General features: G+C 61.7%; 25 protein-coding genes and 1 riboswitch. Of the genes, 12 read left to right on the top strand and 13 right to left on the bottom strand.

What is annotated here, in order from left to right; translation table 11 throughout:
• Positions 1 to 3: 3 nt before the first annotated feature.
• Positions 4 to 179: riboswitch (cobalamin riboswitch) on the bottom strand.
• 78 nt (positions 180 to 257) lie between these two features.
• From cbiE to ACTHL0_RS25405, 5 genes are all read left to right on the top strand, one after another.
• A complete protein-coding gene (gene cbiE / locus ACTHL0_RS25425; protein ID WP_440569857.1) occupies positions 258 to 1517 on the top strand; it encodes a precorrin-6y C5,15-methyltransferase (decarboxylating) subunit CbiE in 1260 nt (419 codons plus the stop codon).
• 2 nt (positions 1518 to 1519) lie between these two features.
• Positions 1520 to 2623 carry a cobalt-precorrin-5B (C(1))-methyltransferase gene (locus ACTHL0_RS25420; protein ID WP_440569837.1) on the top strand — a complete coding sequence of 368 codons (1104 nt, stop codon included), beginning with the start codon at positions 1520 to 1522 and terminating at the stop codon, positions 2621 to 2623.
• Positions 2617 to 3393 (top strand): cobalt-precorrin-6A reductase, encoded by a 777-nt coding sequence (locus tag ACTHL0_RS25415; protein ID WP_440569856.1) that lies wholly within the window; start codon positions 2617 to 2619, stop codon positions 3391 to 3393. Before ACTHL0_RS25420 ends, ACTHL0_RS25415 begins: the two co-directional genes overlap by 7 nt.
• Entirely contained in the window at positions 3390 to 4115 is a 726-nt protein-coding gene (gene cobM / locus ACTHL0_RS25410; RefSeq protein ID WP_440569836.1) for a precorrin-4 C(11)-methyltransferase, read from the top strand. Before ACTHL0_RS25415 ends, cobM begins: the two co-directional genes overlap by 4 nt.
• 159 nt (positions 4116 to 4274) lie before the next feature.
• On the top strand, positions 4275 to 4850 hold the full coding sequence (locus tag ACTHL0_RS25405) for a cupin domain-containing protein (protein WP_440569834.1): 576 nt from the start codon (positions 4275 to 4277) through the stop codon (positions 4848 to 4850).
• A gap of 80 nt (positions 4851 to 4930) precedes the next feature.
• Here the strand turns inward: ACTHL0_RS25405 and ACTHL0_RS25400 are convergent, their stop codons facing one another.
• From ACTHL0_RS25400 to ACTHL0_RS25385, 4 genes are all read right to left on the bottom strand, one after another.
• Positions 4931 to 7453: a transglycosylase domain-containing protein gene (locus ACTHL0_RS25400; RefSeq protein WP_440569833.1), complete on the bottom strand. Its 2523-nt coding sequence runs from the start codon at positions 7451 to 7453 to the stop codon at positions 4931 to 4933.
• Positions 7454 to 7707: 254 nt separating this feature from the next.
• A complete protein-coding gene (locus ACTHL0_RS25395) occupies positions 7708 to 8754 on the bottom strand; it encodes a zinc-dependent alcohol dehydrogenase family protein (RefSeq protein WP_440569832.1) in 1047 nt (348 codons plus the stop codon).
• A 112-nt stretch (positions 8755 to 8866) separates the two neighbouring features.
• Positions 8867 to 10255: a type II toxin-antitoxin system HipA family toxin gene (locus ACTHL0_RS25390; RefSeq protein WP_440569831.1), complete on the bottom strand. Its 1389-nt coding sequence runs from the start codon at positions 10253 to 10255 to the stop codon at positions 8867 to 8869.
• Between the two features lie 47 nt (positions 10256 to 10302).
• A complete protein-coding gene (locus ACTHL0_RS25385) occupies positions 10303 to 10641 on the bottom strand; it encodes a helix-turn-helix domain-containing protein (RefSeq protein WP_440569830.1) in 339 nt (112 codons plus the stop codon).
• Positions 10642 to 10860: 219 nt separating this feature from the next.
• Between ACTHL0_RS25385 and ACTHL0_RS25380 the strand changes: the two genes are divergently transcribed.
• From ACTHL0_RS25380 to ACTHL0_RS25355, 6 genes are all read left to right on the top strand, one after another.
• On the top strand, positions 10861 to 11919 hold the full coding sequence (locus tag ACTHL0_RS25380) for a DMT family transporter (RefSeq protein ID WP_440569829.1): 1059 nt from the start codon (positions 10861 to 10863) through the stop codon (positions 11917 to 11919).
• A 235-nt stretch (positions 11920 to 12154) separates the two neighbouring features.
• Complete coding sequence (locus tag ACTHL0_RS25375; protein WP_440569828.1) at positions 12155 to 12961, top strand: transporter substrate-binding domain-containing protein; 807 nt, start codon at positions 12155 to 12157, stop codon at positions 12959 to 12961.
• 2 nt (positions 12962 to 12963) lie between these two features.
• Positions 12964 to 13695 (top strand): ABC transporter permease, encoded by a 732-nt coding sequence (locus ACTHL0_RS25370; protein ID WP_440569827.1) that lies wholly within the window; start codon positions 12964 to 12966, stop codon positions 13693 to 13695.
• Positions 13695 to 14447, top strand: coding sequence for an ABC transporter permease (locus ACTHL0_RS25365; RefSeq protein WP_440569826.1), 753 nt, complete (start codon positions 13695 to 13697; stop codon positions 14445 to 14447). Before ACTHL0_RS25370 ends, ACTHL0_RS25365 begins: the two co-directional genes overlap by 1 nt.
• Positions 14448 to 14452: 5 nt before the next feature.
• The gene (locus ACTHL0_RS25360) at positions 14453 to 15382 is read left to right on the top strand and encodes a homocysteine S-methyltransferase family protein (protein WP_440569825.1); all 930 of its coding nucleotides are present in this window, start codon (positions 14453 to 14455) and stop codon (positions 15380 to 15382) included.
• A 266-nt stretch (positions 15383 to 15648) separates the two neighbouring features.
• On the top strand, positions 15649 to 16611 hold the full coding sequence (locus ACTHL0_RS25355) for a LysR family transcriptional regulator (RefSeq protein WP_440569824.1): 963 nt from the start codon (positions 15649 to 15651) through the stop codon (positions 16609 to 16611).
• Positions 16612 to 16645: 34 nt separating this feature from the next.
• Here the strand turns inward: ACTHL0_RS25355 and ACTHL0_RS25350 are convergent, their stop codons facing one another.
• From ACTHL0_RS25350 to ACTHL0_RS25325, 6 genes are all read right to left on the bottom strand, one after another.
• Positions 16646 to 16987, bottom strand: a complete 342-nt coding sequence (locus ACTHL0_RS25350) for a DUF4148 domain-containing protein (RefSeq protein WP_440569823.1) — start codon at positions 16985 to 16987, stop codon at positions 16646 to 16648.
• Between the two features lie 297 nt (positions 16988 to 17284).
• Positions 17285 to 18394, bottom strand: a complete 1110-nt coding sequence (locus ACTHL0_RS25345; protein WP_440569822.1) for an alcohol dehydrogenase catalytic domain-containing protein — start codon at positions 18392 to 18394, stop codon at positions 17285 to 17287.
• 61 nt (positions 18395 to 18455) lie between these two features.
• Complete coding sequence (locus tag ACTHL0_RS25340; protein ID WP_440569821.1) at positions 18456 to 18989, bottom strand: carboxymuconolactone decarboxylase family protein; 534 nt, start codon at positions 18987 to 18989, stop codon at positions 18456 to 18458.
• A 28-nt stretch (positions 18990 to 19017) separates the two neighbouring features.
• Entirely contained in the window at positions 19018 to 20025 is a 1008-nt protein-coding gene (locus ACTHL0_RS25335) for a VOC family protein (RefSeq protein WP_440569820.1), read from the bottom strand.
• A 54-nt stretch (positions 20026 to 20079) separates the two neighbouring features.
• A complete protein-coding gene (gene eno, locus ACTHL0_RS25330) occupies positions 20080 to 21405 on the bottom strand; it encodes a phosphopyruvate hydratase (RefSeq protein ID WP_440569819.1) in 1326 nt (441 codons plus the stop codon).
• A gap of 54 nt (positions 21406 to 21459) precedes the next feature.
• Positions 21460 to 22035 (bottom strand): cupin domain-containing protein, encoded by a 576-nt coding sequence (locus ACTHL0_RS25325; RefSeq protein ID WP_440569818.1) that lies wholly within the window; start codon positions 22033 to 22035, stop codon positions 21460 to 21462.
• 161 nt (positions 22036 to 22196) lie between these two features.
• Between ACTHL0_RS25325 and ACTHL0_RS25320 the strand changes: the two genes are divergently transcribed.
• On the top strand, positions 22197 to 23000 hold the full coding sequence (locus ACTHL0_RS25320; protein ID WP_440569817.1) for a fumarylacetoacetate hydrolase family protein: 804 nt from the start codon (positions 22197 to 22199) through the stop codon (positions 22998 to 23000).
• A 146-nt stretch (positions 23001 to 23146) separates the two neighbouring features.
• On the opposite strand, the gene ACTHL0_RS25315 is transcribed toward ACTHL0_RS25320, so the two are convergent.
• The 3 genes from ACTHL0_RS25315 to ACTHL0_RS25305 all read right to left on the bottom strand — a co-directional run.
• Positions 23147 to 24715, bottom strand: coding sequence for a methyl-accepting chemotaxis protein (locus ACTHL0_RS25315; protein ID WP_440569816.1), 1569 nt, complete (start codon positions 24713 to 24715; stop codon positions 23147 to 23149).
• Positions 24716 to 24769: 54 nt separating this feature from the next.
• On the bottom strand, positions 24770 to 25801 hold the full coding sequence (locus ACTHL0_RS25310) for a phosphotransferase family protein (RefSeq protein ID WP_440569815.1): 1032 nt from the start codon (positions 25799 to 25801) through the stop codon (positions 24770 to 24772).
• A 41-nt stretch (positions 25802 to 25842) separates the two neighbouring features.
• Positions 25843 to 26339 (bottom strand): NAD(P)-dependent oxidoreductase (locus ACTHL0_RS25305; RefSeq protein ID WP_440569814.1); only part of this gene is annotated, 497 nt, incomplete at its 5' end.

The following is a 26339-nucleotide window of genomic DNA, read 5'->3' as shown; positions in this document are numbered from 1 at the left end:
TTGCGCGAACGATTAGCGCCGGCAGGTCTCCTGGCTCGCAGGTTCTTGCCCGCACCGGCCTTCCCGTATGACCAGTGGCATCGTGCAGTGCGGACTCGCTGCTTACAGTTGCGGGGGCAGCCACAGCGTCGACTGTGTTCCCTTTTGAGCCCCGAGGGGCACCGGCAAAGCGGGTATTATGCCCTTCTTGCAACGTTCCGAATACCGCCCGATGCGGCAAGCGATGGATACGAACTGGTATGGCTGACGAGGGAGCAATGGAGCCTTGGCTGACGATTGTCGGCGTCGGAGAAGACGGTTTTTTCGGATTGGGGCGCGCTGCGCGACGGGCCCTGCTGGAGGCGGTGGCCGTCATCGGGGGCGATCGTCATCTCGCCATGCTGCCGGCGAAGATCCGCGCGCAGCGTATCGCATGGCCTAAACCGTTCGATCTTGCCCCCGTGCAGGCGTTTCGGGGCAAGCCGGTTTGCGTGCTGGCCAGCGGCGATCCGATGTGGTTTGGCGTGGGCGCGACGCTCGCGCGCACGGTCCCGCTCGCGGAAATGCGCGTGATCTCCGGGCCTTCCTCACTGTCGTTGGCCGCGGCCCGGATGGGCTGGCCATTGCACGATGTGCCCGTCGTTTCCTTGGTTGGGCGACCGCTGGCGACGCTCAATGCCGCCTTACGCGACGGTGCACGCCTGCTGATATTGAGCCGAGACGGCAGCTCGCCGTTCGAGATTGCCGGGCTGTTGAATGACCGCGGCTTCGGCGATACCTCGATGACAGTCTTTGAAAATCTGGGCGGCCCGAATGAACACCGCGTCGATAGGCGAGCCGGCACTTGGCGCGACGACGAAACGGTCGGCCCCTTGAATGTCGTGGCGTTGCAATGCCGTACTTCCTGCGATGCGAACTCACTGCCATTGACGATTGGCTTGCCGGACAGCGCTTTCGCAAACGACGGTCAGCTCACGAAACGCGATGTCCGCGCGGTGACGCTCGCGCGTCTCGCGCCATCTCCCGGTGCTTTGTTGTGGGATGTCGGCGCGGGCTGCGGATCCATCGGAATCGAGTGGATGCGCGCGCATCCCGCCTGCCGGGCGATTGCCATCGAATCGAACGCGCGTCGGCAGGCGTTCATTGCGCAGAACCGCGACGCGCTTGGCGTACCGGGTCTGCAACTCGTCGCGGGACGCGCACCTGAGGCATTGGCCGGCCTGCCCGCACCCGATGCCGTGTTCATCGGCGGCGGGGTGACGATACCGGGTGTACTCGATGCCTGTTGGTCGAGCCTGCGCGAAGGCGGACGGCTCGTAGCGAACGCCGTGACGCTGCAAGGCGAGGCGACGCTCGTCGAATGGCGCCATCGCCACGGCGGCACATTGACGCGGATCGCCATCAGCGAGGCGCAGCCGTTGGGCGGCTTCGACACGTGGCGTCCCGCATTGCCGATCACGTTGCTCGACGTGACCAAAACGGCCGCCGGCGAGCGCGGTGAATCGAGCGAGTCAAGCAAATTGAGCGAGCCGGGTTAATCATGCGCGAGGAAACGCCTGAAGACGCCCGTCCGCTGCGCAGCGGCTACACCACCGGAAGTTGCGCCACGGCCACCTCGCTGGCTGCGGCGCGCTTGCTGCTGGGGGGGATTCGTAGCGATAGGGCGGACATCGTCCTTCCGAAAGGACGGCATGTTTCGCTGCCGCTCACGTTTTGCCGCTTCGTCAACGCAGCGGATGCCTCGGTCGGCGCCGAGGCCGGCACCATCAAAGATGCGGGCGACGATCCGGACGTCACGCACGGCGCGCTGGTGTTCGCACGCGTTCAGCTCAGCGCGGAACCCGGCGTCCGTTTTCACGCGGGGCCTGGAGTGGGTACCGTCACCCGAGCCGGCTTGACGTTGCCGATCGGCGAGCCGGCGATTAACCCGGTGCCGCGCCGGATGATGCAGGATCATCTGACGGAACTGGCAGCGGAATACGGATACGCGGGCGGATTCGACGTGACGATCGGCGTCGAAAACGGCGAGGCGCTGGCTTTAAAAACGATGAACCCGAGATTAGGCATTGTCGGGGGCTTGTCGATCCTTGGGACGACGGGCATCGTCCGTCCCTTTTCTTGCTCGGCGTATATCGCGTCGATCCATCAAGGTATCGATGTTGCGCGGGCTAACGGCTATTCGCACGTCGCTGCGTGCACGGGCAATGCAAGCGAAGACGCCATGCGCGCGCATTACGGCTTGCCGGATATCGCGTTGATCGAGATGGGGGATTTTGTGGGCGCGGTGCTCAAGCACTTGCGTCGCGCGCCGGTGGTCAAGCTCAGCCTGTGCGGCGGCTTCGGCAAGTTCAGCAAGCTGGCTGCCGGGCACCTGGATTTGCACAGTCGCAGTTCCAGTATCGATTTGCCCTTGCTCGCGCAGTGGGCGGCCGAAGCCGGGGGCGATGCTGCGTTGCAGGCGCAGATCCGTGCAGCGAACACAAGCCAGGAAGCGCTTGTATTGGCCGCGAAACAAAATATCACGTTGGGCGACATCGTCTGCCGGCATGCGCGCGAGGTGGCGCGGGGCATCGTGCCACCGGAAGTCGCGGTTGAAGTGTTCGCGATCGACCGCGAAGGACGCTTCGTGGGAGTCGCATCGTGACGCGCATTCTATTGTTGGGCGGAACGGGCGACGCATTGAAAATCGCCCGCCGCCTTGGATCGAACGATGTCTACAGCTTGGCGGGGCTCGGCAGGATAGCGGAAGATTTGCCTTGTCAGGTTCGGGTGGGCGGCTTCGGCGGCGCCGATGGCCTCGCTCGAAATCTCGCGGCCGAGCGCATCGGATTGATCGTCGATGCGACGCATCCCTATGCAGCGCAGATCAGCGCAAACGCCGCACTGGCCGCTCGTCTGGCCGGCATCCAGTGCTGGGCGCTGCGTCGCGCTCCATGGCGGCCGCGGCCGGGCGACGATTGGCGCTTCGTGAGCGGGTGGGATGCATTGTGCATTCAATTGAATCCGTTCGCGCGCCCGTTTTTCACGCTTGGGCGAGAGCCGCTGTCTCATCTGGATACCATTCCCGCGCATCAATATTGGACTGTCCGTTGCCTCGACGCGCACCCCGGCAACGAGCGTGCACGCGTCATCGGCGCACGAGGCCCGTTTACGCTGGAAGGCGAGCATGCATTATTCGAGCAATGCCGATTCGATGTAGTGATCAGCAAAAATAGCGGCGGCGCTGCGACAGAAGCGAAATTGGACGTCGCGCGCGAGCGCGGGTTGCCGGTTCTCATGCTCGAGCGTCCGCCGTTGCCTGATGTGGATCGGACCTTCGACACCACGGATGCGCTGCTGGCTGCGCTCGAAACGTTGCGTGCCGAAAACGATGCTCGTATGATCCCGCCCGGTTCACGACGGAGTGAAGCATGACGGTTTATTTTATCGGCGCCGGCCCTGGCGACCCTGAACTCGTGACGGTAAAAGGGCAGCGGTTGATCCGCACCGCCCCTGTCATTCTCTATGCCGGCTCGCTGGTGCCGGATGCGGTGTTGGCCGGTCATACGGCGGAACGCGTGGTCAATACGGCCGATCTCGATCTCGATGCGATTGTGAGCTTGCTGGCCGATGCCCATGCGAAAGGCAAGGACGTGGCACGTGTGCACTCCGGTGATCCTTCGCTGTACGGTGCCATCGGCGAGCAGATTCGCCGCATTCGTGCACTGGGGATTCCCTACGAGATCGTGCCGGGCGTGACCGCGACGGCGGCATGTGCCGCCATGCTGGGCTGCGAGCTGACGCTACCCGGCGTATCGCAGACGGTCATTCTCACGCGTTATGCCACCAAAACGGCGATGCCTGCTAACGAGAGCCTTGGCGACCTCGCTCGCCACGGTTCGACGATGGCGATCCATCTTGGCGTGCGGCATCTCGCTCGCATCGTGGCCGAATTGCGGCCGCACTATGGCGACGATTGCCCTATCGCCGTTGTGTACCGAGCGAGTTGGCCCGATGAAGAGCGGGTGGTCGGCACGTTGGCGGATATCGTCGAGAAAGTGGCGCGCACCGATATCGAACGCACCGCATTGATTCTGGTCGGGCGCGTCCTCGCCGCCGAACAATTTGCCGATTCGACGTTGTACGCGCCGGATTGAAGCGCGTCTACGATTAGGGGGCCTCGCGGCCCCGGAGAACTCGCTCATGTACCTGCTATCGAAGACCAAGTGGGAGCAGACGTTGCAGCTTTTCTCGCAGGCTACTCAGGCATCGGGCTCGTTCTGATACTGTGACAGCCTAAAACGGAGAGTGACCTCATGAGCGATGGCAAGCTAGCGAAGCAGCGCCTAATCGACCGCTTTGAACTCGTCCCGCATCCCGAAGGCGGTTACTACCGCGAAACGCATCGCGATTCGGTGCGGGTTGCCCGGCTCCTGGGCCCGGTCGCCCCGGGCGGCGACACCGGAGCGATCGCGCGATCGGCCTCGACTTGCATTTACTACATGCTATGCGACGGTGCCTATTCGGCGTGGCACCGGATCCGCTCCGACGAAGTCTGGCATTTCTACGCTGGCGATCCACTCGATGTGCACGTGATCGATGCAGCCGGGCAGCGAGTGACGCATCGGCTCGGCAATGCGTTGGTGGACAACGATGCCGAATTTCAGGTGATCGTCCCGTCGGGCTGCTGGTTTTCCGCCGAGCGTTCCTCGCTCGCCGCTCACGGCGATGCAACCGGGTTGGCGTTCGTCGGTTGTACGGTCGCCCCGGGGTTCGAATTCAGCGATTTCGAGTTGGCGGATGTCGACGCGCTTGCGACGAAGTACCCAAGCCACGCGGCGATCCTACGGCGCTTGGCTCCGCGCCCGAGTAACAGCGTCAATAAGACGTGAGCCAGCGCCCGGCCCCCGATGGTCAAGGCTGCCGGTGGACCAGGCCGACCACGGCGCTCCGTTTCACGCCCTGAGCCGAGCTAGTTTCCTGCTGCGGTGCCGGATGCGGGAGCGGCTGGCTGCGATCCGGGCGTCACGGTTTCCTGCTCGGTATCGGGCGGTGCCTGAGGCTCCGTAACAGCGGGCGGGGAAGTGGTGCGCCCGGGTGCGACTGCGGTAGGCGGCCCAGAGGACGACGTCACGGCTGAGGCACCCGCCGATACATCGACCGGTGGCGACGCCCCCGGCAACCCGAATGCACCGATTGCATCAACCGCCGATGCGGCAGAGGCTTCGCTGCCTCCCGTCGCGATGGCAGTCTCGCTGGCTACGCTCGCGACAGGCGGACGAGGCCGGATCGGGCGTGGACTCGATTCTTGCCGCGGCGTGGATCCGAACAGCCCCTCCCGCCATGCTTGCAGACGCTCGGTCAGCCGTGAACGGAACTGCTCGAATGCAGAGGGTTCAACGGCCGTATCGAACTTGACCCGTGCATCCACGATGCGTGCCCGCAATGCCCGCTGAAAGACATCGCCGATGATCGGCAAGGCCGTATGGGCACCTTGCCCCCAATAATCGCTGCGTAGGGTGACCCGGCCATCGTCGAATCCCACCCATGCGCCGGCTACCAATTGCGGATGCATCAAGATGAACCACCCATCCGCGCCATCTTGCGTCGTACCCGTCTTCCCGGCGACGTCGGCCCGAATGCCGAATCGACTGCGGATCGACGAGCCCGTACCGTAGGCCACCACATCACGCATCGCATCGAGAAGCGTACGATCGGCATCGGAGGACAGTGCGCGCTCCGACGGCTCCGGCGCGAATTCGGCCAGCACATTGCCATTCGCGTCGTCGATACTCGTCACCATCTGCGGCGCGCGGTACAGCCCATCGTCGGCGATGGTGCTGTAGGCGGTGACCATTTCTTTCAGCGTGACGGGACTGGTACCGAGTGCGAGCGAGGGCACTGGCTCGAGGGGACTCTCGCGGACGCCCATCGCACGGGCCAGCTTTGCCACCTTCGCGGGGCCGACACGTTCGATCACCTGCGCGGTAATCCGATTGCGTGAAAGGGCGAGCGCACGTTTGAGCGTGAATGTCTGGCCGTTGGGCGGCGTTTCGTCTTCCGGGCTCCAAATCTCTCCGCCCTTGAGGGCGATCTGGACAGGTTGATCGACGAACGCATCATCCTCTTTTGCTCCGCCAGCGAAGGCCGCGCCGTAGACGAACGCCTTGAAGGTCGAACCCGGTTGACGGCGCGCTTGCTCGACATGATCGAAAGGCTCGCGCACGAAGTCGCGGCTACCTACCCATGCGCGAATCTGCCCGTTGCGCGGATCGATCGCGAGCAAGCCGGCCTGCACGTCGGTCTTGCTTGTGCACAGGTCGCGCATGAAAGCCCGGTTACGAGCGAGCGCCTTGATCGCGTCGGCGTCGTTCTGTCCCGCTGTGCGAGCGGCGTGATAGTCGGGCGTCTCGCGCATGAATGTGACAAACAACGGGTTGGCCGCCGAACAGCCGTCACGCCCCGACCATGCGCGGTTGGCGACCCCTTGCAACTGATTGGCCTGCGACGCGACGGCCTGCGTCGCCATCGCCTGCAGCCGCGAGTCGATCGTCGTGTGCACGACGAGGCCATCGGCGTAGATGTTGTAATCGTTGCGGTCGGCCCAGGCAATCAGCCACTTGCGCAACTGCTGCGCGAAGTGAGGCGCAGGGCCGGGCGATTCGGTTTGCCGTTCGAAATCGATTCCCAACGGACGCGTTTTCAGCGAGGCAAATTGGGGCGGAGTAAGCCGCCCGTATTTGACCATTTGCGCGAGCACCGTGTTACGCCGCAGCAGCGCACGGGTGGGGTTGAGCCGCGGATTGTAATAGGCATTGCCTTTCAGCATTCCGATCAATGTCGCCGCTTCGCGCACGTCGAGATCGGAAGCCGACTCGCCGAAGTAGGTGCGAGCGGCCATTTCGATACCGTACGCGTTATAAAGAAACGGCACCGTGTTCAGGTAAGTCTCGAGGATCTGCTGCTTGCTATAGATCGCTTCGATTTTCAGCGCGGTGATCGCCTCTTTAATTTTGCGCGTGAGCGTGGGTGCGCGCCCGATTTCGTCCGGATAGAGGTTGCGGGCAAGCTGCTGCGTGATGGTCGAGCCGCCCTGGCGGTCGCCCGAGAATGTATGCAGTGCCGCGCCGACCGTACGCCGCCAGTCGATCCCGTGATGTTCGTAGAAGCGATGATCTTCCGTAGAGATAAGGGCATCGACGACGTGCGGCGAAATCTCGGCGAGGGTGACCCACTCACGGTTCGACGGTTTGAATTCGGCCAGCAGCTTTCCATCAGACGATAGGATTCGGGCCGGGCGGTCGACACGCGCTTTACGGATGTCGCCAATGCCGGGTGTGAAGGGAATCAACACCAGCACGTAGAGCAGCAATAACGCAGGCGGCGCGGCAAGGGCCAGCAGCACGCCCCGTCGCGTGGGGTGACGCACGCGCGCGAGCCCGGCAAGCGCCAGCTTGCGCGCGGACAAAAGCAATCGTTGGGCGGGCTCGATCATCGATCTGTACGAAGGCGAAAGGGGCGATCGTACCAAATGAGCGAGGCGGGGCGGATGAACAGGGCTTGTTCGCGCTTAACCGAACCGTACTCTCCCAGCGCGCGGGCAAACGCAAGCGCGAGCCCGTGGCCAGAGCCGGCGCGAGCGCGGGCAGCTTCCCGTCTGACGAACGTGCGTTGGCAGGCGGATGGATGCCATCGCGTCATACGCGCCAAGATCAGGGAAAGACGGCAGGGCGCGTGGCCCTTGCCGCTTCAGGAGGCGAAATCGGTGATGACCGTCACGCCCGCACCTTCGAAACGATCCATGCCCATCAGCGCATCAACCGATGCACTCAGGCTGATTTCCTTGCCGACTAAACGCTCCGGCTGCAGCTTGCCTGTACGAACCATGTCCAGCATCGCGTCGTAGCGGTGGGCCTGCATGCCGTGGCTGCCAAGAATTTCCAATTCATGCGCGATGACCTTGCTCATGGGCACCTGCGGCGTCGAATGTTCGCCCAGCATCAGACCGACCTGCACGTGCTTGCCGCGGCGGCGCAAGTTGCTGATCGAATTGAAGCAGGTTGTCGGATGACCGAGCGCATCCAGCGAAACGTGCGCACCCCCGTGCGTGATGTCTTTCACGGCTTCGACGACATTGGCGACGCGCGATGCGTTGACAATCGCGACGGCGCCCAACGAACTCGCCAGCTCGAGCGCGCGATCCGAAATATCGACTGCCACCACATTCGCACCGATTGCGTTCGCGATCATGATCGCCGACAGGCCGACCCCGCCGCAGCCGTGCACGGCCACCCACTGTCCGGCCGACGTCTTACCCTGATCGACCACCGCGCGGAACGAGGTGACGAATCGACAGCCGAGGCTGGCCGCGGTCGTGAAGTCGAGCGCATCCGGCAAACGCACGAGATTGAGATCGGCGTAATGAATGCCCACGTATTCGGCAAACGAACCCCAATGCGTGAATCCGGGCTGAAACTGGCTTTCGCAGACCTGCTGGTTGCCGGAGTGGCATTCCGGGCAGTGGCCGCAACCGGCGACGAACGGAACTGTCACGCGGTCGCCGATTTTCCAGCGGGTGACGTCGGAGCCGACCGCCGAGATAACGCCTGCCAGTTCGTGACCCGGCACGTGCGGAAGCACGATGTCGGGATCATGGCCCATCCAGCCGTGCCAGTCGCTGCGGCACACGCCGGTGGCCATCACCTGGACCACGACGCCGTGCGGAGCCGGCGTTGGGTCGGCGACGTTGATCAGTTTCGGCGCGGCGCCAAACGATTCGTAGACTATAGCTTTCATTTTTTCCTCTCTGACCAAAAAGCGCTCTGGCGTTTTTGGAATTCGCTCGAACATTTCGCTGCGTCAGGTTAAGTCGACGAAGCGGCTACTGATTATTTGAGCTACGCGCCGTCTATCGCGATGCGTGCTGCACGGCCGATCGCCGCCGCATCAGCGACTCGACAAGCGGGTGAGCGTTGAAATGCGCGATCAACCGTTCCTTTTGAGTGGCCGTCAGCGGCGCCCCCTGAATCATCGCAGGCCACGCCTGTACAGCGTTGGTCACGGACTTGCGAATGACAGCCGCCGCGGGCTTCTCCGGAATCCCCAACTTCGCACAAAACTGCCGGATAACGTTTGGACCGATTTGAGGCTTTGCCGCTCTCCCTTCGCGGGCATCTTCGACACGCATCCGTGGCTTTTCCTGCCCGGCAGGCAGGATGTGGAGCGCGTGCCCGATGCGTCGGTGGTAGGCCGCGTAGGCCACTATGTCATATGCGGGAGGCATTTCAGGGGTGTGCCCATCCGGATACCAGATGCCGATATTTTTGAGGTGCATGTCGGGATTGCCGAGCATCTCGTTGACGACGATGCGTCTCAGCAACTCGTGTACGGCCGGCTCCCCTAGAGACGGGAATGCCATCATCACACTCGCGATATCCAGATAGCTGGCGCCGAGATACTTCTGCTCCGGCTGTATCCCGAGCACCTGCGCAAAGTCCTCGCAATGGATCCGACCATGTGGCGTGCGGTCATAGCGGGTCACGGCGAGGAAATTCGTCTTCTTGTCCGCTTCACCGAGGTCGTAGCCGTGTTCGACCGCCAGCGCTTCAAGTGGCTCGAGGTGCGCTTCGGTAACACGCACGCCCGCGGCGGCCGCCAAGCGCAGCGACACATATTCGAGCTCGGGCAGCAGGGGTTGGCCGACGACAGGCAACTTGGCAATGATGTGCGTGTCCTGCATTTTCGTGCGGCCGACGTAACGCCCCCCTTCCTTGATCACGCCGACTTTCGGCTGCACGCCGGAAAGAGAAACCCCGTCGTCGAGCGGCTCGGCAGTCACGGACATCTCTAGCGAATCAGCGTCCTGTGTCACGTAGCGGGCCAATTCGCCTCGGGTGAGCTCGAGCGGTAGGGCATACACATTGCCGGGCAGGTCACGACCACATGCGGCCAGCATCTCGAAGTGATCCTTCGGATTGCAGTGGCGCTGCGCTGCGACATGATCGCGGAACACGCCCTCAGGCAGCAGGTTTTGAAAAAAAGCGGGGAGCAGCCAGCTGTTTGTGTGGCTATACGAACCGTTAAAGAGCGTGGATCCGATGTCGGCCCAAAGCGCTCTCTGTGCCGCGGGATCGTCCGCCAGCATCGATAGCGACAAACTGGGGGCGCGACCGGCGTTCGCGAACGCGTCGTCGGCTACGAAGCGGTTCAGAACCTGGCTGTCGCCCAGGGCGTATTGAAAAAGCACGCCAATGCGCTGCCCCGTGCCGATGAAGATACCTAGTGCTTTGACGTTCATTCGTACCCTGGCCTTACTCTGTCCTGCACCCGCTGTCGTCGCGCTCTTTACTCGGTCTTCCCGCTCTTCGGAGCGATCACGGCCATGGGAGATTTGACTTGATCCCGCGCTCGCTCGACTCGAGTCTTGACTGTCGGGGTAGTCGGAGCAAGCGATGCTTGTGCGGTCAATCCGGCAGCGGCTTCTTTGGGGACGAAGGTGAGTTCATAACCCAGGCGGTCCAGCACAGCGATGAGTGTCGTGACCTTGTAATCGGCTTGGCCGCTGAGCACGCCAGTGAGCGTGCGTCGCGCGAGGCCGGCCTCGGCACCCAATTCCCGCTGTGTGATCGACATATTTTTCAGCTGCTGCCGAAGAAAACCGGCGATGTCCGTTAGCGTTTGCATGAGCACCAAAGTAGGATGTCTTACGAAAATCATACTCTATTGCTCACACCTCGTCAAAATATCAGCGCACCAAAGTAGGATTTTTCGATGGCATCCTACTTTACTGCTCACGATGGCCGTCTTGGCGTTTTGGGCCCCGAGCACAAGGTTCTTGAAGTGCGTCCGGTAAACTGTCGATTCGAACGCTCGACGCGGGCCATCAATGATGCTTCCGAAGCAATGAACTTAAGAATCAATGCGATCGTAATCGCCCTGACTGCCGCCGCCTTGTTCGGTGTCGCCACGCCTTTGGCCAAGGCTTTGCTCGGTTCGCTGTCGCCGTTCATGGTGGCCGGGCTGTTTTACCTCGGGAGCGGGATTGGCCTTGGCATCGGCATCGTTATTCGCCGGCTCCGGCGGCCGGCGGGGCAGATCGATCCTGGCCAACATCTGCAAAGGGCAGAAATCCCTTGGCTCGCCGGCGCGATCGCGGCGGGTGGCGTGGCTGGGCCCGCGCTGCTGATGGTCGGCCTATCCAGCACCCCTGCTGCCACCAGCGCACTGCTGCTCAATCTCGAAGGTGTCCTGACCGCCGTTATTGCGTGGGTCGTCTTCAAAGAGAACGTCGATGTGCAGGTGTTCCTCGGGATGGTGGCGATCGTTGCGGGTGGCGTACTGCTCTCGTGGCATGCCGGCGCGACAGTGTCGGTAGGGGCCCTGCTGATCATCGGCGCCTGTCTGTGCTGGGCGATCGACAACAATCTCACGCGCAAGGTGTCCGCGAATGACGCGATGGTGATTGCCTGCCTCAAAGGGTTGATAGCCGGCCCGGTGAATATAGCGATCGCTGCCGCAACCGGCGCGACACTGCCGGCGTTCGTGACTACGGCAGCCGCCATGCTGACGGGGCTGGGCGGTTACGGCATCAGCCTCGTACTGTTCGTTGTCGCATTACGCAACTTGGGAACCGCGCGAACCGGCGCGTATTTCTCGGTCGCGCCACTGTTCGGCGTCGCGCTGTCGCTGCTGATCTGGCCGGAGATGCCTTCGGTGACTTTCTGGATCGCCGCGGCGTTGATGGCGCTAGGCATCTGGCTGCACGTGCGGGAACGGCACCTGCATGAGCATACGCATGAAAGGATGGAGCATACGCACCGGCACCGGCACGACCAGCACCACCAGCACGGGCACGACTTTCCCTATCAAGGCGACGAGCCGCACACGCATCCGCACGTCCATCTGCCCATCACGCATTCGCACGCGCATTTTCCGGATATTCATCATCGGCATCGGCATTAGTCCGCATCAGGGATGACCGCCGAGCGGCACCGGCGCATGAGGCTCGGTGCGGCCGCAGCGCCGTCGATGGCCATGCCCTGACGCAATCACTGGATGTGAATCTTGAGACGCCGCGTTGCAAGCGCTAAGAATATCTAAACCACCATTGATTGTTTGTCGCCCCTCTGCATTGCGAATAAAGTCGCTGCCTACCCCGGATGGCCGTTGCGATTTTCTCCGCTGTCCGACAACAATCATGGGATTCATTGACATGCGTTTTCGTGCCGTTCGCCTCGCTGCAGCCTTCTTCGCCGCGAGTGTCTGCTCGCTTTCTTTCGCTGCCCAGCCGACGCTGCGGATCGGCATCGACGCGGAATCGTATCCGCCGTTCTTTTCCAAGGACGCGTCCGGTACGTGGAAGGGCTGGGAGATCGATCTGCTCAATGCGGTTTGCTCGAAACTGAATGTCCATTGCCAGTTGATCGACGTGGCGTGGGATGGACTCGTCCCGTCGTTGCAGAACGACAAGATCGATGTGATTTGGTCGTCGATGACGATTACCGCAGAGCGCCAGAAGGTGATCGACTTCACTCGCCCGTATTATGAGTCGCCGACAGTGTTCGTCGGTGCGAAAAGCGACCGACGTAAAGTCAATTGCGCCGTACCTGAAACCTTCAAAGGCAGCGTGATCGGCGTGGAAGCCGGTACGAACTTCTCCGCATTCCTCGATTCCCGGTTCTCGCACGATGCCAAGATAAAATCGTTCGACAAGCTCGATAACGCGCTCGCGGATCTCGTTGCCGGTCGAGTCGACTACGTGCAAGAGGGCAAGGGCCTCTTCACGGCATTCCTCAATTCGCCGGACGGCAAGGACTTCGAGATCAAGGGCTCATGCCCGGACAATCCGGTGTTGGGTTTGGGAATTGGCGGCGGAGTACGACATGGCAACGCGTTGCGTGCGCGCCTTTCCGACGCCATCGCTCAAGTCCAGAGCGACGGTACCTGGGATGCGATCACGGCGCGCTATCCGAAGCTTCAAGGCACGATTGTGAAAGGCCACTAGGCGTGCCGAACGACACCTCGGTCTTCGCGCTGTTGTCATTCGGCGATGGCGGCTACGGCCATGAATTTGCCGCCGCCTTCGTGCAGACGGTGACGGTGGCGGCGGGGTCCTTCGGAGTTGGCGCACTGGCCGGGCTTGCTGGCGGTAGTGCGAAGCTCTCGCCGCATGCGCTGCCCCGGTTCCTGGGCGGAGCTTATACGACCATCGTACGGGCGTTGCCTGAACTCCTCTGCCTGCTGATCGCGTTCTATGCGCTTGCGCCCGCCGTCGAAGCGACGTTGCGCGCATTGAACATCGTTTCCGCCCGCTTTGCCTTCGACCCGCTGGCTGTCGCGATCGGCTCGTTGGGTTTGATCCAGGGCGCCTACTTGACCGATATCTTTCGCAGCGCGCTTGTCGCAGTGCCAACTGGGCAGGTGGAGGCGGCGCAAGCGTTCGGCATGACGGGCACGCAGACGTTTCGCCGCGTACAGTTGCCACTCGCGTCACGCCTCGCACTGCCCGGGGTGAGCAACGTCTGGCTCAATGCAACCAAGGATGCTTCCTACATCAGCGTACTTGGCTCGTTTTCCGATCTGCTCAAGGCCAGCCAGCTCGCCGCGGGCGCGACGCGCCACTATCTTTTTTTTCATCTGGTCACGGCCGGCCTGTTCTTATCGCTGAGCATCGGCTCCATGGCTGTGTTTGGCTGCATCGAACGACGTGTCAATCGTGGTGTGATCGCGGCGCTCTGATGTTCTCACTCATGTTCCTGACCGGCACGGTGATGCCGAAGCTCATCGAAGCCGTGCCTACGACGTTCTCGCTCACGCTGCTCTCCGGCGCGGCAAGCTTCGTGATTGGCGTGCCACTCGCGCTTGCTTATGCGGCGAAGTCTCGTGTATCGCGCTGGTCCGCACGGGCCTGGATCACCCTGATACGCGGCACGCCGCTGCTCGTGCAGATTTATCTGCTCTACTATGGTTTTGGTCAAATGGTGCCGCGCGAATGGATGCGCGACAGCTGGGCATCGCCGTTTCTTCGCGATGCATACTGGTATGCGGTCCTTGCGCTTGCTGTCAATGAGAGTGCCTATGTGGCGACGATATTGCGCGGCGGGATAGCCGGCGTGCCGCGCGGCGAGGTGGAAGCGGGGTTTGCGTTCGGCATGACGCGCACGCGCGTGTTGCTGAGCATCGTTGGCCCGCGCGCATTTCGGCTCGCGCTGCCCGCGCTGATCAGTGAAGTGATCCTGCTGATGAAGTCGACGCTGCTGGCTTCGACCATCACCGTATTTGACGTTCTGGGCACTGCCAACGCGCTGCGTTTCGAGACCTTCCGTGTGTACGAACCGCTCGCGGGCGCGGCGATTGTTTATGTGGCGCTCGTGATTGCACTGGCGTTGCCCGCCGCATTGCTCGAACGACACCTCAATCGCTATCTGGGAACCGCCAAATCGCTCAATGCAGCGAAGTGCGGGTGGCGCAATGGACGAATGGAGATATGACGTAAATGATCCGGATTCTCGATGGCGGCATGGGCCGCGAACTATTGCGCATGGGCGCGCCTTTCAAACAGCCGGAATGGTCGGCGCTTGCGCTGATCGAAGCGCCTGAGTACGTGCGTGCGGCACATGACGCATTCCTGCGCGCCGGCGCCGATGTCGTCACCACCAATTCGTATGCGGTGGTGCCGTTTCATATCGGCGAGGAGCGTTTCGCGCGGCAGGGTGTCGAACTTGCGGCGCGAGCGGGACGGCTTGCCCGCGAAGCGGCCGATGCTGCTTCGCGCCGAGCGCTGGTTGCGGGCTCCTTGCCACCCGTGTTTGGCTCCTATCGCCCGGACCTATTTGACGCAGACAAAGCCGCACCGATTTTGGATGCGCTGGTTCAGGGTCTTTCACAGCACGTCGATCTATGGCTGGGCGAAACGCTCAGTTCGACCGCCGAGGCGCGCGCGGTGCGCAAGGCGATCGGCAACGATACACGTCCTCTTTGGCTCTCGTTCACGCTGGACGACAGCGAGGATGTTGATGCGATCGCGCAAGGCAGTGTAGGGGCACGGTTGCGTTCCGGTGAACGTATCGAGGACGCCATCGAGACTGCAATCGCGCTAAACGCCGAGGCGTTTCTCTTCAACTGCAGCCAAGCGGAGATCATGCGCGCGGCGGTTGTCGAAGCACGGCGTGTGCGCGACGGCAGCGGCGCATCGTTGGAACTGGGCGTCTATGCGAATGCGTTTGAGCCGGAGCGCAGTAGCCGTGCCGCCAATGACGGCTTGAGCGGCTTGCGTGCAGATCTTGAGCCGGACGGATATGCGCGGTTTGCGCAAACGTGGGCCGAGGCCGGTGCATCGCTAATCGGCGGCTGCTGCGGTATTGGCCCGGAACATATCAAGCGCCTCGCGGATGCGCTGCTTAATGGTAGCGCGAATTCGGCCTAGGATCGCCCCGGCAGACCCGTACGAAGCGAGGGTGGCATCGGAATTCGGATGGGTCGAGATACGACGCAGTGACCGGATGCGTGCGAAGGCGCTGCATCCGAGCGATTATGCTATGCTAACGATAGCATGAAAGCATCGACGCAATTCGCGACCGTGGTCACCGCATGGATTGGAAGCCCCTCGGTGCACGAGAGGAAGCTTGTCGATTTGTCGCGTCGCCGAATAACCGGCCGCCGTCACTCGTCGAGGAATGCAGGAAATTTGCGATGGACACACTTCAAAGTATGCGCATCTTTGCGAAGGTAGCGGCGGAGGGCGGTTTTGCCGCGGCTGCGCGCAAGCTCAATCTCACGACATCGGTCGCTTCGCGGGCAGTGTCCTCGCTTGAAGATCATTTGGGTTCCCGCCTGTTGCACAGAACGACGAGAAACACTGCGCTTACCGAAGCGGGCGAACGTTATCTGCATCGATGCCGGCAAATACTGGCCAACGTCGAGGAGGCGGAGTCTGAGGCGAGTTCCGCGAGACAGCATCCGTCCGGCTGCCTTCGCGTGCATGCCCTATCGAGCTTCGGACATCATCTCGTCGTGCCCGCCATGCTGCGATATCAACAGCAGTTCGCATCCCTGCGGGTCGAGCTGACGCTATCGGGTGCGGTGCCGGATATTTTGGAGGACGGATACGACGTGTCGATCGTCGTTGCCCCCGGATTGCCGGATTCCGGTCTGATCAGCATCAGGCTCGGCAGCATCCCCGGTATCGTCTGCGCCTCTCCGCGATACCTGGCCCGCCGCGGCCAGCCGATGCAACCGGGCGATCTGCGCGATCATCATTGTCTTCAGCTTGCGACTCCGGTCTTTCCCATCAATAAATGGATGTTCGAAGGCCCCGATACGCCCTCCGCGGTGGACTTCGGCGCGCCGCGCTACGCCGTCAACGTCATCGAGGCACTGGAGCCCGCCATCAGAGCAGGCCTCGGGATCGGCATCCTGCCCGCGGGTGTCGCGTTGCCCGGTCTTGCATCGGGCGAGCTCGTCAGGGTGCTTCACGGCTACGAAGTTCAGCCCGTCGTGGTTCACGCGCTGTATCACTCGAGGCGATTCGTCGATGCAAAGATTCGCACGTGGATCTCGTTTTTGCGCGAGGACCTGAGCGCGACGCTCGCGGCGGATCGTCAAGCGGTCGCCCGCATCGAAGGCAACGCGCCTATCGGCACCAGCGTTGATTGATCCTCGCGTCGAGCGTGTAGGGGCGGTGCGCCGTTCAGTCGCCGACATACAGCGAGTTTGCGTTGTCGACGTAGGGCGACTTCGAGCGATCCGCGCGTGAGGCGCGCGAACCCGCTGCATTTTTTCCTGCGATCTCGCCGCCATAGGTCGTTGTCACAGCCGGGCTTTCCTCCTCCCCGATGCGCGCTTCAGCAGCTTGCAGTTTCGTGGGATAGTCGATGTTGCTATCGGCGGGAGAGTAGCCGGCTTGCTCGAGCCGTGCGATCTCGCGCTTCAGTTGTCCGCGCGTAACCGGTGCGCTCGCTTGCGCGAACGAGACGACGGGCACGGTAGCGGCGACAGCAATGACAATGGCCTGCATCAGCGACTTCTTCATGGCTAACCTCTGCGTTGACTGCGACGTTCGTTGTCGCATTAGTGTTATCGGCTTGGTTTCCTTAACCGATGTATGCAGTGTAGAGAGACTAGCGATTAGGGTGAATACCTACGACTGCGAACGCAGTGTTGCAGGCCGCAGCGGTAATCACGTGTGTGCGGGAGTCGAGGCGAGCTGCAACGCCCCCGATGCATGGGGAAGGAAGTGCAATAAAAAAAGGCCAACCGAGCGGCTGGCCAATGGGTGCATCACACCTGGTGCTGCATCGATGCGCCGACGCGCGGCGCAAGCTGGATTTCAAGGCATGACGACATAGTTGCTGAAACCGCCGTCTCGATCCTTGAGGCCGGAGATCGCCTCGTTGACGCGCGACAGCGGGAACCTGCGATGCTCGAGATACGACAGATTCAGCGCACCTGTTCCAACCATATCGGCCATCTCTTGCCCTTGTTCGGTGGTAAACCAATTTGAGCCGATCAGGTGAACCTGCTCGTCCATGAGCCACTTGACATCGATCGGAAGCTCTTCCGCCACACCGCCTACGTTGACGACCTTTCCGCCGCGGCGAACGCCCTTCATCGAATCGAGCATGGTCGATGCGGGCGCCTTCGCGCCAAGCGCGCTAATGACAAAATCGACGCCCTCGCCACCTGTAAGCGACTTGGCCCAATCGCCGACCGATCCTTCCCCGAGCTCCATCACTTCGATGCGATCCGGCGCAAGCGACTTGACGCGTTCGAGCAGCCGCTTGTCGCGCCCCGTGCCGAGCACACGTGTCAGCCCCATGGCCAGGCCGAGCACCGTCGATGCGACGCCCAGCGTTCCCGTAATGCCGTCGATCAATGCGACTTGACCGGACGCCGCCCCGGCATTTTTCAACGCGCCGTACGACGTGCCGAGGTAGCCGAAGCGTCCTGCCTGTTCGAAGCTCAGATTATCGGGAATGTTGACGAGCGCGTATTCCGGCGCAGTCATGTACTCGCTGAAGCCGCCGTACGGGTACAAGTCGAATATGCGCTGGCCGTCGCGGCTCGTGCTGAAGTAGCCGTTGAGCGTGTAGTAGCGGCACTCGCTGCGCCGGCCACCGCGGCATGCCTTGCATGAGCCGCAAGAGCGCAACGGGCTCACGTACACGCGATCGCCGGGTTTGGCGTTGATGACGGCCTCGCCGACTTCCTCGACCACGCCGGTCGGGTCCAGCCCGAAGATCGCAGGGAATTTCGGCAGCGGCTGATGCGGAAACCACGTAGGCCAGTTATTGATGACGTTGGCCATGTTCGGCACGATGCCGCATGCCTTGACGCGAACGAGCACATCCGTCGGCCGCGGCTTAGGGAGCGGAATCGTATCGAGCGTCATCGGTGTGCCGAGCGCGTGCAGCCGCGCTGCAACCATTGTTCGTTCCATGTCTACCTCTTTCCTTATCAAATCTGCATGCACTGACATCCGATCGCAACTGCCGAATCGTTCAGCGATAACTTTCTTCGAGTTCGATACCGAGTGCACCCATGATGCGCACGCCCGAGTTGTACCAAGCTACGTTGAGTGCCAGTTCGACGAGTTGACGTTCGTCGAGGAACGCGGCGGCGCGCTGCCACGTTGTGTCGCTGACGTCGACTTTCAGCGTGGACTCTCTGGCCACTGCCATGACGGCGCGCTCTTCATCGTCGAAGAGCGGCGACGCATCGAAGTCGGGGATGGCCCTCAACTGCTCCGGGCTGATGCCAGCCTTCAAACCATGCGATTGATGATGCGCGATTTCGTACACCGATCCCGTGTAGTGTCCAACCGTGAGAATCGCCAGCTCACGAAGCTTGGGGTTGATGGACGATGCCCTGATCGCATTGGCGTACGAGAGGAATTGATCGAGGATGTCTGGTGCATGCGCAAGCGCGCGAAAGATATTAGCGGTCGGGACTTTGCGTTCGCGTTCGAGCCGGTCGAACAGGGCGTCGTTGACGCCTGCGACATCCGAACGCTGAAGATATTTGACGCGTGCCATGTCATTGTTGCCGTTAGTTGAAGTCAGGTTAGTTGTGTGCCGAAAGTTTTTTCACATAACTTTCGAGCGTTTCGGGCGTCGGCTTGCTCGGCGTTTCGATGAGCGCCGTATCTTCGAAGCGCGATGCTTCGAAATACCACCGATGAAGCGCAGGCAGTCCCCAGCGAACGCTCGTGTTCAGCGAAGCCGCATCCCACCGCACCGGCTCGATCTCGACGTCGATCGTTTGGTAGTGCCCGTCGCATAATTCCACGCGATGGCCGTCCGGATCCCGCAGATAAACGAACAGCATGCCGCCGGGGCCATGCCGGCCCGGGCCGCGCTCCACCTCGTGCGCGTACCCGTAAATCCCGGCCAGGTCACAGGCCGTGAAGATGTTGTGCGACTCCGGCACGATGTACGCGAAATGGTGCATGCACGGGCCGTCGTTCTGAACGATCGCCAAGTCCAAGCACGTTCCTTTGCGGTACATGAACGCGCCGAGCAGGGTATCGCCGTGCTCGAGGTATTCAGAGTTACGAAAACCGAGCTGGCTGTAGAATTCACAGGATTGGTAAGTATCGGGTGAGAAGATCTGATAGTGATCGATCCGCTGCGCATGCGCGCCTTTGAACTTGTCGCGATCGAGATAGAGGCGAGGACGCGTTTCCATTTGCGCGCACAGTTCGATCTTCGTGCCGAATGGATCGGCGACGTGCAACGTTCGACCTTGATGCGCGACCTCGACCCACTCGGCCGGAAGCCCTTTCTCCTTGAAAAAGGTATAGGCAAGATCCAGATCTTCCTCGAGGAACACGCGAAAGCCGATGCGCTTGCAGGTGGCTGCGGCATCCTTCGACTGAATCAGCACGAGGCTGTGGTGGCAAGCCTCGGACAGTCCCCGCAGATAACACGTGTCTGCCGTTTCCTCTGTGACGATCAAGCCGACGATGTCGACGTAGAACGCACGGCTCTTCGCCAAGTCGGCGACGTTCAAAACGATGTGGCTCGCGCGTGTGATGTTGAATGGCGGCTTCAGATTGACTGGGGGCAGCATGATTGACCTCGCTGGAATTGTCGTTCAAGCAAATCGTGCACTTTATAGCTAACGTTAGCACTGACGATGAGACTGACCGGCCGCAGGCGCAGGCCGCTTGTGGAAGGGCAGGGCCGCCCACCCGCTGAACAACGCCAGCCGGCCGAGAGACTCTTCGATGCGCAGAACTTCGTTCCACTTAGCCATGCGTTCGGAACGAGAGAACGAGCCCACTTTGAGTTGGCCCGCGTTCCAGCCGACGGCCAGATGCGCGATTGTCACATCTTCTGTTTCACCGGAACGCGCTGAAACGATCGTGCCGAACCCTGCCTTCTTGCCGGCCATCAATGCCGCGTGCGCTTCGCTGATGGTTCCCGCCTGATTGGGTTTGATCAAGACGGCATTGAGCGCACCGGCCGCTGCGGCCGCGTCGACGCGCGCGGCATTCGTGACGAGGAAATCGTCGCCAATAATCTGGCAGCGCCAGCCGTATCGTTCATTAAACTGACGAAATCCTTCCGGGTCGTCTTCGGCAAGCGGGTCCTCGATCGACAGAATCGGATAGGCGTCGAGCCAGCGGCCGAGCATATCGATCATTTGCGCGGTGTCGAGTGTGCGGCCGTCGAGTGCCAGCGTATAACGGCCGTCGCGCCCGAATTCGGATGCGGCGATGTCGAGCGAAATCCCGATGTCTTTGCCGGGGCGCAGCCCCGTTTCGGAAATAGCATGCGTTAGCGTTTCGAGTGCTTCTTCGTTGCTGTCGAAAGCGGGCCAGTACCCCCCTTCGTCGGCCACGCCTTGCAACTTACCGGCTTGTTTCATGAGGGCGCCGGCCGCCCGATAAACTTCTGCTGTCCATTCCAGCGCCTCGCCGAAGCTGCTCGCCGATGGGCACATCACCATGAAATCCTGCACGTCGACACGCCGTGCCGCATGCGCACCGCCGCCGAAGATCTGTATCTCGGGCAGCGGCGTTCGTACGGGGCCGTCGCCCGCCAGATAGCGCCAGAGCGGCTGGCTACTGGCCGCGGCCGCTGCGTGCAGCACAGCCATCGACGTCGCGACGATCGCGTTGCCGCCGAGCCGGCTGCGATTCGGTGTGCCATCCAATTGCACCAGCTGCGAGTCGACTTCCGATTGAGCGTAGGCGTCCATCGAAGAAAGCGCGTTCGCGATTTCCCCGTTGACGCCGGCCAGCGCATTCGTTACGTCGAGGCCGCCGAAAGCATCGCCTCCGTCACGCAGGTCAACGGCTTCGCCGGTTCCCATCGAGGCACCGGCCGGAGCGATGGCTCGACCGGTTACGCCGCTTTTCAGCGTGACCTCCACTTCCACCGTCGGACGCCCGCGTGAATCCCACACGCGGCGGCCGCGGACCTGCGCGATTGTTGTGTCTGTCATATGTTTTCTCTATTTTCTCTATGGAGTTCGTTGTCGAACGCTACTTCGCCATGATCAGCGCGCGCGTACGGCGCCGATCAAGATGAACGCGAGCGTCGCGGAGCGCTCGCTCTTGTTTCGCCAAGCATGGCGCGTTCCGTTCTGGATAATTACGTCATGCCGGTGCAGCAATTCGGCACGACCGTCGTCGAGCTCGAGCCAAATTTCGCCATCGAGCACGATGCCGTAGTCGATTGTCGGCGTGGCATGCATTCCGTCGGCCTCGAACAACTCGGCGAGGCCAGGACTGATGGCCGAGTTTTCCGCCGCGGCAGCGGCGGGATCGAAATCCGGCGAAAAAAACACGCTGTCGGGCGGAAACGTGACCACCAGGAATCGCGTTCCCGATTGGGGCGGCACGATGCTCGCAACGGATACTGTCGGGTCTGCCGCGTTGGACGGCAACGTCGGATCAGGCTCGGTCGACCAAATGAGCCGGGACATCATGCCGGGTATGTGGACGAATGCATCGGAACGAGGCGCGGCGCCGTCGAGCGCCACCATCGACGAGCCGTTCTCGTCGTGGCCGGTCACGACGCGGCGCATTGCCAGGGGTACGCCGGCATCCGAAGTGGAATCCGATGTGCTCATAGCGGCGTTGTCTCCTTGAATGCTAACGTTTGCATCAATTCTGGCGGAGGCTTGCTCCGATTGTCAATAGCGCGATGTGCAATTTGCGCCTCCCGGCATCGATTGACTGAATGCTTTGATGGTGCTAACGTTAGCAAAACGTCTGGAACAGGGAGTCACCCGTGTCATCCGTTCACATTGTTCGATACGCGCTAGGCGGATCGACTCACTATGGCCTCCTCGAGGGCGATACGGCCATCGTGCGCTTAGCCGGATCGCCGTATCAGGGTTTGCAGAGGAGCGGGGTGTGCGATCTGCTCAGCGATGTACGCCTACTTGCACCTGTCCACCAGCCGCGCATCTTCGGTCTTGGCTATAACTACAAGGCGCATTCGAACGAAGTCGGCAAGCCCGTACCGGACTTGCCGGTTCTTTTCATGAAGCCCAGTACCGCCGTGATCGGTCCCGACGAGGCGATCATCTACCCTGCGGATGGAGAGATCATCCATTTCGAGGGCGAATTGTGCATCGTCATCGGCAAGGCCGCGCGCTACGTGCCCGAAGCCCGCGCCTTGGAATACGTGCTCGGATATACCTGCGGAAACGACGTCAGCGATAGAGTGCTGCAGCGTAGAGAGAGTGCGTTCGGGTGTCTCTTCGCGGGCAAAGGCTACGATACCTTCGCACCGCTCGGGCCGGTGATAGCGACAGACCTCGATCCATCCAGTCTGCCGATCATTACGCGCGTCAACGGTGAAGTCAGGCAAAACGGCAATACGGCCGATTTGTTGTTTCCGGTGCCGCGCTTGATCGCTTACCTCAGCCGATATCTGACGCTGCTGCCGGGCGATGTCATCATGACAGGAACACCGGCCGGCGTAGGTCCGATCCAAGTCGGCGACACTATCGAGGTCGAAGTCCCCCCGATCGGTGTGCTGCGCAATTCCGTCGTAGCTGAGGCGCGCTCGCTCAATCTCGACGATTGAGGCGCAGCGCGGAAGTTTGCTTTAGTCCATCCTCACGCCGCCTCGGCCTCGGGGCGGCGCATTCGCACGAGCCGCCGAGCTTCATCGCTTGCATCAAGCGGCGGCGCGAGTGCCCGGCGAAGATTCCCGTGCGGCTAACGCAACACTTACGCCACGCTCGAAAGCTTGAACGCTTCGACCAATTTCGCCAGTTTGCCGGCTTCTTCCTGCATGCGGCGCGATCCGGCGCCGGCCTGATCCACGAGTCTCGCATTGCGCTCCGTCGTGTGCTCCACGCGAGCCAACGCTTCGTTGACTTGCGCAATCCCGTCGCTTTGCGTTCGACTGGCCGTTGAAATATCGTTCAGTACCGTGGCCACCCGTTCGACGGCCGCAACGATGTCCGTCATGGTCGCTCCGGCCTCGCTCACGAGCCGGCTCCCGGTCTCCACTCTGGCCGTGGAATCACCAATCAACGATTTGATTTCCTTGGCTGCGTCGGCGCAACGTCGCGCCAGATTGCGGACTTCCCCTGCGACGACTGCAAAGCCGCGCCCTTGTGCGCCCGCCCGCGCAGCTTCCACCGCGGCATTCAGAGCGAGGATGTTGGTCTGGAACGCGATGCTGTCGATCACGCCGATGATATCGACAATCCTGCGCGAACTATCTTCGATCGACACCATGGTTTCGATGACTTTGCCAACGGCCTGCCGGCCTTTTGCGGCGACACTCGACGTCGTCATCGACAACCCGTTGGCCTCGCGTGCGCTTTCCGAATTTTTTGCGACGATGGCGGTGAGCTCGGCCATCGATGCTGCGATCTGAGTCAAGGAAGCGGCCTGCGCCTCCGTTCTCGCGGAAAGGTCGGCGTTGCCCGATGCGATCTCGGCGACGCCGCTGCCGACGAGCGCAGTGGTTTCCTTGATCTGCGAGACGAGCAGTGTGAGGTTGATCTGCAGAATGCGCAGCGCGTGCCGGATCTGTGTGGCTTCGTCCTGCCCGAGGGCTTCGATGGCTCGGGATAAATTGCCTTCTCCTAAATCGTCGATGTGGTCTTTGACTTGTGCAAAGGGCGCGAGGACGCCTCGACGAAAAAGCAGCGAGGACAGCAGGCAACAGGCGACACTGGCGGCCGACGACGATATCACCCATCGGATCGAGCTACTGCCCTGATACGCGAGCGCGGCAAGATTGCCTGCGCACAATACGGTGGTGAGTGCGGTGAGCACATTCATCTTCGTCGCGACGGAAAGCCTGGACAAACCACGCGCGCGTGTAAGCGGCGATCGTTTGACGATCGTGCCGCCTTGAAGCGCGAAGTCGGCACGACCGGATTTCATGGCGCTATACGCTTGGTTCGCCAACCGGACCTTCTCCGGTGCAGCCTTCGCGCGAATCGTGATGTAGCCGACGGTGCGATGATTCGCGTGAATCGGGGCGGCGGTCATTTCGACCCAGAAATGATCGCCGTTCCTGCGAAGGCCCTTGGCTATGCCGGTCCAGGTCTTGTTGGCCCCGACTGTGCGCAGGAAGTCCTCGAACACTTCACGCGGCGTATCGGGATGCGCGAGGAGACTTTGCGGTGCCCCGAGCAATTGGTCTTCCGAATATCCGCTTACCTGAACGAAATCCCGATTGGCGTAGGTGATCTTGCCGTCAAGATCGCCCTTCGAAATCATCGCAATCGAATCGTCGAGCACATACTCGACGCCGCTGATCGCCCTGTCGCCGTGCATGGTCGCGGGTCTCCTAAAGTATTGTTCGCGATCGCCCCGTTCAAAAGGCGAGCTTTACCCCTGCCGCGTATACCGTTCGATGCCTTCGATCCATGCCGCCGCCACCTGATAGAGATGATCCACGGGCTCCCACAAAAGCGGAACGGCAACCCAGCGGACCAGGTCTCGCAGCCGGTCATCGTTCAGATACTCGACGGGCGACTTGCCATCCACGCGCGCCAACAGCAACGCGGGCAGCAATGCCGCGGCGCGCGCCTCGAGGCCCGCGCGCAATTCCCAGTCCGCTTCGTCGAAGTAGGCTTCGGTCAACGCCTTGAAGGACAAAATCAGGGCTTCCGTCTTGTCGGGACGGGCGAGGCATTTGAGCAGCAGGTGGTTCAGGCAGAACGCGAGATCGAATGCCGGATCACCGAACCACGCGCACTCGGCATCGAGCAGCACTGGGCCCTTTGGCCCGACGAGAATGTTTTTCGGACTGACATCGCCGTGTACGAGTGCGGTACGGACGGAGGCCGTACGGCGAGCCAGCGTTGCGAACCGTTCCGCCAACGCCGGGTGCCGTGAGGACATGGCCATGAGATACGGATCGAGGCGCAGTGCATAAAAATTCTCCCTCGTATCGAAGGTCTGCGCCAACTCGCTGCTGTCCGCGCTGGCCGAGTGCAGATTGCCGATGAGATGGCCGACCGCCTTTGCGGTCTCGATGTCCACTTGGCCCGCCATGAGTTGCTGCTTCCATACCGGATGTTCGTCGGGTGGGAGGAAGGACATGGCAAATACACCGAGCCCCGCGTCATGCGCAAGCGGGGTGGGCACATTGTCGGCGCAGTGCTGCGCCGCGAACTGCATCCAGGCCCATTCAAACGCGTTTCGCGAGACCGGGGCTTGCCATTGCGCGGCAACTTTCAGCGTGGACAGGGCTCGCTTCACACAAAGCGATCGGCCCGGCAGATCCACGCGCCAAATGTCGGACGACACGCCGCCCGTCAACGCGTGCCAAGACGCGGATTCATTCGGCGCCGCGAGCCGCTGCTCGACCAGAAAGGCATCGAGCCGCGCGTCGGGGCTATTTTGTTCGTTCATCATGGGCAGGGCAGTCATTGGAAAACGGAACGTCGGCGTCGGGATCAAGCTTTATGCAAATTGCACGGATTGCGCGGTGCTTCGCCACGCAACACACGCACAACTTCTTCGGCTGCGCGGCGGCGCAATTCGAGTAGAGAAGCATCCGAGGAGAACGCGACATGCGGCGTCAACATCGCACCGGGTTGATCGAGCAACGCCTGAGGAACCGTGGGCTCCGATTCGATGACATCGAGCGCAGCCGCCGACAGATGGCCGCGCCGCAGGGCTTCGACAACAGCCTCCGTATCGACGATCGCGCCGCGGCTCACGTTGATCAGCAGGCTCCCGGCCTTCATCAGCGCAATTCGATTTGGATCGATGAGATGATGCGTGCCGTTGGTCAGCGGCGCATGGATGACCACGATATCGCTTTGCCTGAGCACATCCTCGAGGCTGGCAGGCTCCACCCCGGCCGCATCTGCCGGCATGAACGGATCGTGCGCCAGCACGCGGCAGCCGAAGGCGGCGAACTTGCGGGCAGTCGCCCGGCCGATGCGGC

Source organism: Trinickia sp. (assembly GCF_051961175.1).
In the GTDB taxonomy this organism is placed as follows: domain Bacteria; phylum Pseudomonadota; class Gammaproteobacteria; order Burkholderiales; family Burkholderiaceae; genus Trinickia.
The sequence above is the reverse complement of the archived record's forward strand: the minus strand, read 5'-3'. Positions and strand labels throughout refer to the sequence as shown.